This is a genomic window from Leclercia sp. 1548, from assembly GCF_050435045.1.
In the GTDB taxonomy this organism is placed as follows: domain Bacteria; phylum Pseudomonadota; class Gammaproteobacteria; order Enterobacterales; family Enterobacteriaceae; genus Enterobacter; species Enterobacter adecarboxylatus.
The window spans coordinates 208,176-220,956 of the sequence record NZ_JBNDJP010000006.1 but is presented as its reverse complement, the minus strand read 5'-3'; the positions used below and the strand labels follow the sequence as shown (position 1 = coordinate 220,956).

Below are 12,781 nucleotides of genomic sequence, written 5' to 3'. Positions count from 1 at the left end.
ACTCTGTTGATAATCAAAAAAATGAGGAGCGTTCTGTGCGTATAGGTATTGATCTCGGTGGCACTAAAACAGAAGTGATTGCCCTGGGCGAGCAGGGGGAACAGCTGTTCCGCCATCGCCTCCCGACCCCGCGTGACGACTATCGGCAGACCATCGAAACCATCGCCAAGCTGGTGGAGATGGCCGAAAAAGCAACCGGTCAGACGGGCACTGTCGGTATGGGCATTCCAGGTTCGATTTCGCCCTATACCGGCGTGGTGAAAAATGCTAACTCGACCTGGCTCAACGGCCAGCCTTTTGACCGCGATTTAAGCCAGCGCCTGAACCGGGAAGTGCGGCTGGCGAATGACGCTAACTGCCTGGCCGTGTCGGAGGCGATCGACGGCGCTGCGGCGGGCGCGCAGACGGTTTTTGCGGTGATCATCGGCACCGGCTGCGGGGCAGGTGTGGCCTTTGGTGGTCGTTCCCATATTGGCGGTAACGGCACCGCAGGCGAGTGGGGCCACAACCCGCTGCCGTGGATGGATGAGGATGAGCTAAAGTACCGTGCCGAAGTGCCGTGCTACTGCGGAAAACAGGGCTGTATCGAGACCTTTATTTCCGGCACCGGCTTTGCTACCGACTATCGTCGTTTAAGCGGGCATCCGCTGAAAGGCAATGAGATCATGCGGCTGGTAGAGGAGCACGATCCGGTGGCGGAACTGGCGCTCAGTCGCTACGAAATGCGGCTGGCAAAATCGCTGGCGCACGTGGTCAATATCCTCGACCCGGATGTAATTGTCCTGGGCGGCGGAATGAGCAACGTGGATCGTTTGTACACCACCGTTCCGCAGCTGGTGAAGCAGTGGGTGTTTGGCGGCGAATGTGAAACGCCGATCCGCAAAGCGGTGCACGGCGACTCCAGCGGCGTGCGCGGCGCGGCGTGGTTGTGGCCGCATTGATAGAGTGACGGGTGCGGTCTTTCCCCTCTATCCCTGTGGAAGCAGGTAAGAGGGTAAAGACCGCACCGACAAATCTCTACTCCACCGCAAACACCTTATCCAGCCTGCTGTACCCCAGCCCGTTAATCTTCTTCACCTTGATTTGCACCGGGATGCGCTCTTTCATCGCCTCGACGTGGCTGATCACGCCGATGGTCTTCCCGCTCGCATTCAGTGCATCCAGCGCATCCAGGGCGGTATCCAGCGTTTCGCTGTCCAGCGTGCCGAAGCCCTCATCGAGGAACAACGAGTCAATTTGGGTTTTGTGGCTTACCAGATCGGAGAGTGCCAGGGCCAGCGCCAGACTCACGAGGAAACTTTCCCCCCCGGAAAGCGTGCGGGTGTCGCGCACGGCATCCGCCTGCCAGGTATCCATCACTTCCAGCTCCAGCGCGTCGCTGGCCTTGCGTTGCAACAGGTAGCGGCCATGCAGACGGGTCAACTGCTGGTTGGCGAGCCACACCAGATTGTCGAGGGTTAAGCCCTGGGCAAACTTACGGAAGCGATCTCCCTCTCTGGAGCCGATCAGCGCGTTGAGGTAACCCCAGTCATCCGCCAGCCGTGCCGCGGACTCAATTTCCTGCATCAGCGCCTGCTGGTGCATACGGTTATCGCTGTCCTGCTTGAGTTGCTGGCGGATCTCCCCCTGGCGGGTGGTGTTTTCACGCAGCTTCTGCGCAAGCTGCTGTAACTGCGCCTGGAGAACCGGCGCGTCGGCACTCAGCTCCTCCGGTCGTTGTTCCAGATGTTCGTTCAGCCGCTGGCCTGCCTTCTGGAGCAGCGCCGTGGCCTGCTGGATCTGATTTTCCAGGGTCTGTTTCAACTGCTCGAGACGGTGAAGCGTGCTGTCATCCAGCAGGGCCGCGAGAAACGCGTCGCGATCGCTAAAGACGCTGGCGGCCAGCGCGGCGGCAAACTGCGCCTGAGCGTGCTGCAGACGTTCACTCTCCAGTTTGTGTTGCTGTTGCAGAGTGGCAAGCTGGCTCTGTAGCGAGACACATTCGGTATGGATGTCGCGCCAGTTCGCCGGGATAACGGTTTCTGCTTCATCCGACTCCGCTGCCGGCAGGGTCTCCAGCAGCGGTGCCAGCGCAGTGATGCGTTCCCGCAGGGCGCTATGCTCAGATTGCTGTGCCTGCCAGTGCTGCGACTCTTTTTCACGTTCAGCGAGCCAGGCTGACTCCGCACCGTCATCAGGCATCGCCAGCGACATCGCCTGAAGCGAGGTCTCCATGGCGCTGCGCGTTGCCGCCAGCTGCTGGTGATAGCTTTGTTCCTGAGCTTCCTCTTCGCTTAGCTGGTTTTGCAGCGTCAGACGCTGGCTAAGCTGGTAAAGCTGCTGTTCGTACTGCTCCTGCTGATTCAGCCAGGGGGCGATATCGTCCTCAATATTCAGACTCACCGTCAGGGAAGCGCATACCTTCTGCCACTCCTCAGTCAGCACCTGCGCGTCCTGGGCCAGTGTCTGCGCCTCGGCGGTTTCCCGCTGCAGCTGCGTGGTGAGGGCATTCACCTGGCCCAGCACCAGCAGACCTTCCTCTTTGAGGGCGGCGACCTCTTTTTCCATCGCCTCCCGGCGACGCTGGTTTTCGGTAAGCGCTAAGGCCTGATACTGGGCGATCGCCGGATGTTCGGTGGAGCCGCAGAGCAGGCAGGGTTTGCCGGCCTCGAGTTCAGCCCGATAACTCTCCAGCTTTTTGATCTTCTCTTCCTGCTCGCATAACAGTTTGAGATCAAGGTAGTGCTGATTTTTCTCTTTGTACTGCTGGCGGCGCAGGGTTAGCACGTCGTTCAGTTTTGCCAGCTCAATCTGCGCCTTTTGCACATTTTCGCCATTCTGGCTGAGTCGCTTTTGCAGGGGCTGATAACGGGCGTGCAGGGTGGTCAGACGCTGGCGCGCCGCACGGGACTGGGTTTGCAGCGCCATTTCGGCGGCGACTTGCTCCGCCGTGAGCGTGAGCGTGTTTTCCGGCAAGGCCGCCAGCTTGTGGCGTAATTCCGCGATACGGCGGGTCAGCGTCGCGAGCTGCGTTTTATCGCGATTCAGCTGGGCAAAGTGCGCCCGCCAGCCCGCCATCTCCTGACCCCACTGACGGAAGCGGTCGTAGTCGGTCAGCCACTGCGTCAGAGTGGTGAACTCGGTTTGCAGTTGATCGCGCGCCCGCAACGCCCCGTTGCGGATCCTGGCGCGCAGCGCCTCGCTGGACTGTAAGCGAGTATTCACATCCAGCATCTGCTGTTCTGTTTGTGCCAGGCGGGCGGTCTGCTCCTGCTGCCGCTCCCACTGTGGGCGCAGCAGCGCGGCAGGTTGGGCCAGATGCAGCTTTTCCAGCTCGGGAGTCGCGTCGGTCAGGGCCTGCTGCGCCTGCTGCTGCGCGGCCATCGCCTGCTGCTGCTCGCGCAATAACTCATCGTGGCGGGTCAGCCAGTGATAATCTTTCTGCTGCGCCTGCTGTTGGGCCAGGAGCTGATGTTCTTCGTCAGTAAGTACCTGCAAACCTTGCTGAAGCTGCTGTTGTTGCTCCTCGCTGAGTAACACCACCCCGGCGGCCTGGGCTTCACGCCGCTCCAGTTCGCTGCGGGCCGCTTTATGTTTTTCAAACACCATCGCCGAGATCTGGCCGTAAATTTCGGTGCCGGTCAGCTCCTCCAGCAGCTCGGCGCGTTCTTTTGGCCTGGCGTTGAGGAAGGCGGCAAACTGCCCCTGGGATAACAGCATCGAGCGGGTAAAGCGGTCATAGTCCAGGCCGGTCAGCGAGGCGACAAGCTCCAGTTTATCCTTCACTTTATCCGCGAGGATTTTGCCGTCTTCGCACTGGGCCAGCTCCACGCGCGGAGCCTGGAGATTGCCGTCCGGCTGATTGCGCGCCCGGTTCTGGCTCCAGAAAGCGCGATAGGCTACTCCTTTGACTTCAAACTCCACCTCCGCCAGACATTCGGCGGTGTCGCGGGTCATCAGATCGTTTTGCGATTGTGAGACCGTATTCAGGCGCGGCGTCTCGTGGTACAGCGCCAGGCAGATGGCATCCAGCAGGGTGGTTTTCCCGGCACCGGTGGGGCCGGTGATGGCAAACAGGCCGTTGCTGAGGAATGGCTCAGCAGTAAAGTCGATTTTCCATTCGCCCTTGAGTGAGTTGAGGTTTTTCAGGCGCAGGCTGAGAATTTTCATGCGTTGTCCTCCTCGTTATCCAGGGCATGCAGGGCATGGCTGAACAGCTCGTTTAACCTTGCCCGCTGTGCGTCGTCCAGGGTCTCCTGCGCCAGGCGGCGCTCAAAGACCTCCTCCACCCGCAGCTCACTGAGGGTTTCACGCAGGCTGTTGGCGAGGAGTTTCTCGCGCAGCTCGCGACTGCGCCGCACCAGTAGCACCTCCACCGGCAGATCGTCCGTCAGGTGCTGAATTTTACGCTGCATGTCGTGCAGATACTCCTCGGTGGCAATTTCGATATCCAGCCAGACGGGAGGCGTCTGCTTCACGCCGCGCCACTGCTCCAGCTGGGCAGCAATGGCCGCCAGATCGCCCTTCAGTACCGCCAGCGGCTGGGTAATGGGCACGTCAAGGGATTCGACGGCGCTGAGCTTGCCGTGGTCGAAGCTCACCAGATGCACGCATTTGCTTTTGCCGGTTTCATCGAAGCTGAGGGGAATAGGGGAGCCGCAATAACGAATATGCTCGCAGCCGCCAATCTTCTGTGCGCGGTGGATGTGGCCCAGCGCAATATAGTCGGCCGCCGGGAAGTGCTGCGCGGGGAAGGCATCCAGCGTCCCGATGTAGATGTCACGTACCGCGTCACTTTTACTGGCACCCACGGTGGTAAGATGCCCGGTGGCAATGATCGGCAGGACGCTGTCGCCGCGCAGCTGGCAGGCGGCGGTATATTGATCGGCGTAATAATGGGTGATAGCCGTTAACAGCTGCTGCTGTTTCTCGATTCCTGAAAGACCCGCCTGGCTTTTCATCACGTCGCGAGGGCGTAAGAACGGAATAGGGCATAGCACCGCCCCTGGTGTACCGTCACGCTTGCGCAGAATTTGTGGCCCATGTCCGGCGCTGGCGACCACGGTCGTGTTGAGAAAGGCCAGGATTTCACGGGATTCATTCAGCGTGGCCACGGAATCATGGTTACCGGCCACAATCACCAGATGGCACCCGGTCTTTTGCAGGTTCACCACGAAACGGTTATACAGCTCTCGCGCATAGCTCGGCGGCGATCCGGTATCAAAAATGTCACCGGCCACGAGAATGGCGTCCACCAGGTGTGTTTGCGCCATCTCAAGCAGCCAGCTGAGGAAGGCTTCATGTTCGGCGGCGCGGCTTTTACTGTAGAAGTTCTGTCCCAGATGCCAGTCCGAGGTGTGAAGTATGCGCATAACAGATCCGTGGCAAAAAAATGTAAGCGGGATTATAAACATTCAGGGGAAGGAAGATAACCGCTACAATCAGGGCGACCAGAAAACAACGGTTTGCCTTTATTGGTGGGCGTCTTTTTCATAAATCTGTCATAAATCTGACGCATAATGACGCCGTATTACAAACATGTAACCTAAATAAGACAGGGCTAAGTATGGCGAGACGTATTCTGGTCGTAGAAGATGAAGCACCCATTCGTGAAATGGTCTGTTTCGTGCTCGAACAAAATGGCTTTCAACCGGTAGAAGCCGAAGATTACGACAGCGCAGTAAATCAGCTCAACGAACCCTGGCCCGATCTGATCCTGCTCGACTGGATGTTGCCCGGCGGCTCTGGTCTGCAATTCATCAAACATATCAAACGTGAAGCTTTAACCCGCGATATCCCGGTGATGATGTTGACCGCCCGTGGCGAAGAAGAAGATCGCGTTCGCGGCCTGGAGACCGGCGCGGATGATTACATCACCAAACCTTTCTCCCCGAAAGAGCTGGTGGCGCGTATCAAGGCGGTCATGCGCCGTATTTCACCGATGGCAGTCGAAGAGGTGATTGAGATGCAGGGCCTGAGCCTGGATCCCACCTCGCACCGCGTCATGACCGGTGAAAATCCCCTCGATATGGGGCCGACAGAATTCAAACTGCTGCACTTCTTTATGACCCACCCGGAACGCGTATATAGCCGCGAGCAGCTGCTTAATAATGTCTGGGGCACGAACGTCTATGTTGAAGACCGGACGGTGGATGTTCATATTCGTCGTTTGCGTAAGGCGCTGGAAACCAGCGGTCACGATCGTATGGTACAGACCGTCCGCGGCACGGGTTATCGTTTTTCCACCCGTTTCTGAACAATCACAGGAGTGTGACGCGTGCTGGAACGTCTGTCATGGAAAAGGCTCTGTTTTGAACTGGTACTTTGCTGTATTCCGGCCCTGATCCTCGGGGCTGTTTTCGGTTATTTACCCTGGTTTTTGCTGGCGGCAATCACCGGATTGCTGATCTGGCACTTCTGGAATCTGCTCCGCCTGTCATGGTGGCTGTGGGTAGACAGAAGCATGACCCCTCCGCCGGGAAGCGGTAGCTGGGAACCGCTGCTGTATGGCCTGCACCAGATGCAGATGCGTAATAAAAAGCGCCGACGCGAGCTGGGCAACTTGATCAAGCGCTTTCGCAGCGGCGCGGAATCCCTGCCGGATGCGGTGGTGCTCACTACCGAAGAAGGGGCAATGTTCTGGTGTAACGGACTGGCGCAACAGCTGCTGGGCCTGCGCTGGCCAGACGATAATGGACAAAACATCCTCAACCTGCTGCGTTACCCCGAGTTTGCCCAGTACCTGAAAAAACGCGATTTTACCCGCCCACATAATCTGGTGATGAACAACGGTCGTCATCTGGAGATCCGCGTGATGTCCTACAGCGACAAGCAGTGGCTGATGGTGGCGCGCGACGTGACGCAAATGCACCAGCTGGAAGGGGCGCGGCGCAACTTCTTCGCCAACGTCAGCCATGAATTACGCACGCCGCTGACGGTGTTGCAGGGCTATCTGGAGATGATGCAGGAGCAGACTCTGGAGGGGGCACCGCGGGAAAAAGCGCTGCAAACCATGCGCGAGCAGACGCAACGGATGGAAGGGCTGGTCAAGCAGTTGCTGACCCTTTCCCGTATTGAGGCCGCGCCAACCCTGGCGCTCAATGAAACTATCGATGTGCCGATGATGTTGCGGATGTTAGAGCGAGAGGCGCAAACCCTAAGCCAGCAGCAGCATCAGCTCACCTTCGAGGTAGATAACACTCTCAAAGTGCGCGGCAGTACCGATGAGCTGCGCAGCGCCATCTCCAACCTGGTCTATAACGCGGTGAATCACACGCCGGCAGGCACCCACATCACCGTGCGCTGGCAGCATGTGCCTGCTGGGGCGGAATTCAGCGTCGAGGATGACGGCCCTGGCATTGGCCCGGAGCATATTCCTCGTCTGACCGAGCGTTTTTATCGGGTGGATAAAGCCCGTTCCCGCCAGACGGGCGGCAGTGGGCTGGGGCTGGCTATCGTTAAACATGCCATCAATCACCACGACAGCCGTCTCGATATCGTCAGCACGCCGGGCAAAAGCACGCGTTTCAGCTTTGTGATCCCGGAACGTTTGATTGCCAGTAACAGCGCCTGACGCCCCGACTGTAATCAGATATTGCCACAGGCCAGCGTAAGCTGGCCTGTTTGCTTTGCAGTCAACCGAAGCGCGAATAAATTTTATACGCCTGATGCTTTTTTGTTCGCATGATTAGCCATGGGTTTTTCTTATAAATGGTGTAATGTTCCAGGTGTTAACTTCAACCTGGCATATTGTTCTGGTTTTGCGATCCCATATTGCCTTTAAACGTTATAAGCGTTTAAATTGCCCTCCTGATATTGTCGGACAGACTGTATTTGCGTGGTAAATCGAAAAATTATTCCTGACCACGGCAGCAGGGAAGCATTTCCCGCTGAAATTGCACATTTTTTCCGCTGTTTTATTCCGCATGGGATAGCGAAAAATTCAACGTTTTCAACACCACATCCACAGGCAGTAAGGTTTTATGACCCATCAACTGAAATCGCGCGATATCATCGCACTGGGCTTTATGACATTTGCGCTGTTCGTTGGCGCAGGCAACATCATCTTCCCACCCATGGTTGGCCTGCAGGCAGGTGAACACGTCTGGACTGCAGCGATCGGCTTTCTGATCACCGCTGTGGGCCTGCCGGTATTGACCGTCGTGGCGCTGGCGAAAGTCGGCGGCGGCGTCGATAGCCTCAGTGCGCCGATTGGCAAAGTGGCTGGCGTGATGCTGGCCGTGGTCTGCTATCTGGCGATCGGTCCGCTGTTTGCGACCCCTCGCACCGCGACCGTCTCCTTCGAAGTGGGGATCGCCCCGCTGACCGGTGACGGCCCGCTGCCGCTGTTTATCTACAGCCTGGTCTACTTCGCTATCGTGATCCTGGTGTCGCTCTATCCTGGCAAGCTGCTGGATACCGTGGGCAACTTCCTGGCTCCGATGAAGATTCTGGCGCTGCTGGTACTGGCAGTTGCGGCAATTATCTGGCCTGCTGGCCCGCTGAGTTCGGCTACCGAAGCGTATCAAAACGCAGCCTTCTCTAACGGTTTTGTGAACGGCTACCTGACCATGGACACGCTGGGTGCGATGGCGTTCGGTATCGTGATCGTTAACGCCGCGCGTTCCCGTGGCGTGACCGAATCGCGTCTGCTGACCCGTTACACCGTCTGGGCTGGCCTGATGGCGGGCGCGGGCCTGGCACTGCTCTATCTGGCGCTGTTCCGTCTGGGTTCCGACAGCAGCGTGCTGGTTGACCAGGGTGCGAACGGTGCGGCCATTCTGCATGCCTACGTGCAGCATACCTTTGGCGGCGCGGGCAGCATGATGCTGGCTATCCTGATCTTCCTGGCCTGTCTGGTGACTGCGGTTGGCCTGACCTGTGCCTGTGCGGAGTTCTTTGCGCAGTACGTTCCGCTCTCTTATCGTACGCTGGTGTTTATCCTCGGCGGCTTCTCGATGGCGGTGTCGAACCTGGGTCTGAGCCACCTTATTCAGGTCTCCATTCCGGTGCTGACCACCATCTACCCGCCGTGCATCGTGCTGGTGGTGTTGAGCTTCACCCGCGGCTGGTGGAATAATTCCACACGAATTATCGCCCCGGCCATGTTTATCAGTCTGCTTTTTGGTATGCTTGACGGGATTAAGGCATCGGCAATCAGCGCCATGCTGCCCGCCTGGACACAGCGTCTGCCGCTGTCTGAACAAGGTCTGGCCTGGCTGATGCCTACCGTTGTTGCACTGGTACTGGCTATTATCTGGGATCGTGCTGCAGGGCGCCAGGTTACATCGAACGCGCACTAATCAACGGCTGAATGTTAAACCACGGGGCGTAATGCCCCGTGGTTTTTTGTTTTTTTTAGTCTGAATGGCATGACAACAAATGGAAAGCACTAACAAACTCAAGCGTGGATTAAGCGCCCGCCATATCCGCTTTATGGCGCTGGGTTCTGCAATCGGCACCGGTCTTTTTTATGGCTCGGCAGATGCCATCAAAATGGCCGGTCCCAGCGTTCTGCTGGCCTATCTTATCGGCGGTGTTGCCGCCTACATCATTATGCGTGCGCTGGGGGAGATGTCCGTTCATAACCCGTCGGCCAGCTCCTTCTCCCGCTATGCTCAGGAAAACTTAGGCCCGCTCGCCGGGTATATCACCGGCTGGACCTACTGCTTCGAAATCCTGATTGTGGCCATTGCCGATGTCACGGCTTTCGGCATTTACATGGGCGTCTGGTTCCCGACGGTGCCACACTGGGTTTGGGTCCTTAGCGTGGTGCTGATCATCTGCGCCATTAACCTGATGAGCGTGAAGGTGTTCGGCGAGCTGGAGTTCTGGTTCTCCTTCTTTAAAGTCGCCACCATTATCATCATGATTGCCGCCGGTATTGGCATCATCATCTGGGGGATTGGCAACGGCGGACAACCGACCGGGATCCACAATCTCTGGAGTAACGGCGGCTTCTTCAGCAACGGCTGGATCGGCATGGTGATGTCGCTGCAGATGGTGATGTTCGCCTACGGTGGGATTGAAATCATCGGTATTACCGCCGGTGAAGCGAAAGATCCTGAGAAGTCTATCCCGCGCGCCATCAACTCGGTGCCGATGCGTATTCTGGTCTTCTACGTGGGCACGCTGTTTGTGATCATGTCTATCTACCCGTGGAACCAGGTTGGCACCAACGGTAGCCCGTTCGTACTCACTTTCCAGCACCTGGGGATCACCTTTGCCGCCAGCATCCTTAACTTTGTGGTGCTGACTGCGTCCCTCTCCGCCATTAACGCTGACGTCTTTGGCGTGGGGCGTATGCTGCACGGCATGGCAGAGCAGGGGAGTGCGCCTAAGGCCTTCGCCAAAACCTCCAGCCGCGGCACGCCGTGGGTGACGGTGCTGGTGATGACCGTTGCGCTGCTGCTGTCGGTCTATCTGAACTACATCATGCCGGAGAACGTCTTCCTGGTGATCGCCTCGCTGGCGACCTTCGCCACCGTCTGGGTGTGGATCATGATTCTGATGTCGCAGATTGGCTTCCGTCGTCGTCTGTCGCCTGAAGAGGTGAAAGCGCTGAAGTTTAAAGTGCCGGGCGGCGTGGCAAGCACCGTCGCTGGCCTGATCTTCCTGGTCTTTATTATCGGCCTGATTGGTTACCACCCGGAAACCCGCATCTCGTTGTATGTTGGCTTCGCGTGGATTGCCTTACTGCTGGTGGGCTGGGTGTTCAAACGCCGCCGCGAGCGTCAGTTAGCAGAAGTGCAGTAATCAGAATGCCCGGCAAACGCCGGGCATTTTTCTCCTCCCCCTTTCTCCTCCCCCAATAAACCGCTTCGCGATGAGTGAACATCAACTACCCTGTGGCAAGGTGACCTCATTTCTGGGATAGGGGATAAGAGATGTTGAATGCATGGCACCTGCCGGTTGCCCCATTTGTTAAGCAAAACAACGATAAACTTGTCATTACGCTGTGGCTGACGGGTGAGCAGCTGCCTGAGCGGGTCACGCTGCGCGCTGAATTCGATAATGAAGAGACCTCGCTGCCAATGCATAAGGTGCGCAGTCAGCCGCAACCCGGCGTGACCGCCTGGCGCGCGACCATTGACGCAGCGAAAGGGCAGCCGCGGCACCGCTACAGCTTTAAAATGCTCTGGCATAACCGTCAGCTGTGGTTTACCCCGCAGGGGTTCAGCCGCTTTCCACCCGCCCGGCTGGAGCAGTTCGCCGTCGATTATCCTGATGCCGGGCCTGAGTGGGTGGTTGAGCAGGTCTTCTATCAGATTTTCCCGGACCGCTTTGCCCGCAGCCAGCAGCGCAACCCGGCAAGGGATAAAACCTACTATCACCACGCCGCCGGTCACGAGACGATCTTCCATGAATGGGATGAGCCGGTCACTGCCCAGGCAGGTGGCTCCACCTTTTACGGCGGCGATCTCGACGGCATTAGCGAGAAGCTGCCGTATCTGAAAAAACTGGGCGTCACGGCGCTGTACCTTAACCCGGTATTTGTTGCCCCCAGCGTGCATAAGTACGACACCGAAGATTATCGCCACGTGGATGCGCAGTTTGGCGGCGACGAGGCCCTGTTACGCCTGCGGGAAAATACCCAGCGGGAAGGGATGCGCCTGATCCTGGACGGCGTGTTTAACCACAGCGGTGATTCTCACGCCTGGTTCGACCGCCACAACCGTGGGACAGGCGGTGCCTGCCATAACCCGGACTCGCCCCAGCGGGCCTGGTACAGCTTTGACGACGAAGGCCGCGCCCTCGACTGGTTGGGCTACGCCAGCTTACCGAAGCTGGATTACCAGTCACCCACGCTGGTGGAGGAGATCTACGGCGGCGAAGACAGTATTGTTCGTCACTGGCTGAAAGCCCCGTGGAATATGGACGGCTGGCGCTTGGATGTGGTGCATATGCTTGGCGAGGCGGGCGGAGCGCGGAACAACCTGCAACATGTGGCCGGGATCACCCATTCCGCGAAGCAGGCCCGGCCCGATGCCTTCGTCTTTGGCGAGCACTTTGGCGATGCCCGCCAGTGGTTGCAGAACGACGCGGAAGATTCGGCGATGAACTACCGCGGCTTCACCTTCCCGCTGTGGGGCTTCCTCGCCAATACCGATATCTCCTACGATCCGCAACTGATCGACGCGGAAACCTGCATGAAGTGGATGGATAACTACCGCGCCAGCCTGTCGCATCAGCAGCAGCTCCGCATGTTCAACCAGCTCGACAGCCATGACACCGCGCGCTTTAAGTCGCTGCTCGGCAAAGACGTGGCGCGCCTGCCGCTGGCGGTCACCTGGCTGTTTACCTGGCCGGGCGTACCCTGTATTTACTACGGGGATGAGGTGGGGCTGGATGGCAATAACGATCCCTTCTGCCGCAAGACCTTCCCGTGGGAGGCTGAAAAACAGGATCCGGCGCTGTTCACGCTCTATCAGCGGCTGATTAAACTGCGTAAACAGAGTCAGGCGCTGCGCTATGGCGGCTGCCAGGTCGTCTACGCTCACGACAATGTGGTGGTGTTTATGCGTCTCTACAACCAGCAGCGGGTGCTGGTGGCTATTAACCGGGGCGATGCCTGTGAGGTGGTAATAGACGATTCGCCGCTACTTAACGTAAAACAGTGGCAACTGAAAGAGGGGAAAGGCGTGGCGCAGGAGGGTGTACTCTCTCTGCCAGCGATCTCGGCTTCCGTCTGGTTCGGGCATTAATCTTCGCTGCCGGGCGGCACTGCGTATCATCCAGGCCCGGCAAGCGTAGCGCCTACGGACATGAGGCTCGCCAATAAAAAAGGCCCGCATCTGCGGGC

General features: G+C 58.1%; 8 protein-coding genes. 6 read left to right on the top strand and 2 right to left on the bottom strand.

Going from position 1 to position 12,781, the window contains the following annotated elements:
• Positions 1 to 35 precede the first annotated feature (35 nt).
• A complete protein-coding gene (mak, locus tag ABIE02_RS17145) occupies positions 36 to 941 on the top strand; it encodes a fructokinase (protein WP_200142484.1) in 906 nt (301 codons plus the stop codon).
• Between the two features lie 76 nt (positions 942 to 1,017).
• Here the strand turns inward: mak and sbcC are convergent, their stop codons facing one another.
• Positions 1,018 to 4,149, bottom strand: coding sequence for an exonuclease subunit SbcC (gene sbcC / locus ABIE02_RS17140; protein ID WP_270735688.1), 3,132 nt, complete (start codon positions 4,147 to 4,149; stop codon positions 1,018 to 1,020).
• On the bottom strand, positions 4,146 to 5,351 hold the full coding sequence (sbcD, locus tag ABIE02_RS17135; protein WP_144883490.1) for an exonuclease subunit SbcD: 1,206 nt from the start codon (positions 5,349 to 5,351) through the stop codon (positions 4,146 to 4,148). The genes sbcC and sbcD overlap by 4 nt, the downstream gene beginning before the upstream one ends.
• Before the next feature lie 194 nt (positions 5,352 to 5,545).
• On the opposite strand from sbcD, the gene phoB reads away from it, so the two are divergent.
• The 5 genes from phoB to malZ all read left to right on the top strand — a co-directional run bounded on the left by phoB (position 5,546) and on the right by malZ (position 12,683).
• Positions 5,546 to 6,235 (top strand): phosphate response regulator transcription factor PhoB, encoded by a 690-nt coding sequence (phoB, locus tag ABIE02_RS17130; RefSeq protein WP_032616792.1) that lies wholly within the window; start codon positions 5,546 to 5,548, stop codon positions 6,233 to 6,235.
• Positions 6,236 to 6,256: 21 nt separating this feature from the next.
• Positions 6,257 to 7,552, top strand: coding sequence for a phosphate regulon sensor histidine kinase PhoR (gene phoR / locus ABIE02_RS17125; RefSeq protein WP_164539970.1), 1,296 nt, complete (start codon positions 6,257 to 6,259; stop codon positions 7,550 to 7,552).
• A 409-nt stretch (positions 7,553 to 7,961) separates the two neighbouring features.
• Complete coding sequence (brnQ, locus tag ABIE02_RS17120) at positions 7,962 to 9,281, top strand: branched-chain amino acid transporter carrier protein BrnQ (protein WP_117385955.1); 1,320 nt, start codon at positions 7,962 to 7,964, stop codon at positions 9,279 to 9,281.
• 79 nt (positions 9,282 to 9,360) lie between these two features.
• Positions 9,361 to 10,734, top strand: coding sequence for a proline-specific permease ProY (gene proY, locus ABIE02_RS17115; protein ID WP_077227004.1), 1,374 nt, complete (start codon positions 9,361 to 9,363; stop codon positions 10,732 to 10,734).
• 131 nt (positions 10,735 to 10,865) lie between these two features.
• Entirely contained in the window at positions 10,866 to 12,683 is a 1,818-nt protein-coding gene (malZ, locus tag ABIE02_RS17110; protein WP_204231105.1) for a maltodextrin glucosidase, read from the top strand.
• Positions 12,684 to 12,781 lie beyond the last annotated feature (98 nt).

Bases quoted from the DNA above. Each gene is read 5' to 3' on its own strand.
- sbcC (WP_270735688.1), bottom strand. From the start codon at position 4,149: ATGAAAATTCTCAGCCTGCGCCTGAAAAACCTCAACTCACTCAAGGGC.
- sbcD (WP_144883490.1), bottom strand. From the start codon at position 5,351: ATGCGCATACTTCACACCTCGGACTGGCATCTGGGACAGAACTTCTAC.
- phoB (WP_032616792.1), top strand. From the start codon at position 5,546: ATGGCGAGACGTATTCTGGTCGTAGAAGATGAAGCACCCATTCGTGAA.
- brnQ (WP_117385955.1), top strand. From the start codon at position 7,962: ATGACCCATCAACTGAAATCGCGCGATATCATCGCACTGGGCTTTATG.
- proY (WP_077227004.1), top strand. From the start codon at position 9,361: ATGGAAAGCACTAACAAACTCAAGCGTGGATTAAGCGCCCGCCATATC.
- malZ (WP_204231105.1), top strand. From the start codon at position 10,866: ATGTTGAATGCATGGCACCTGCCGGTTGCCCCATTTGTTAAGCAAAAC.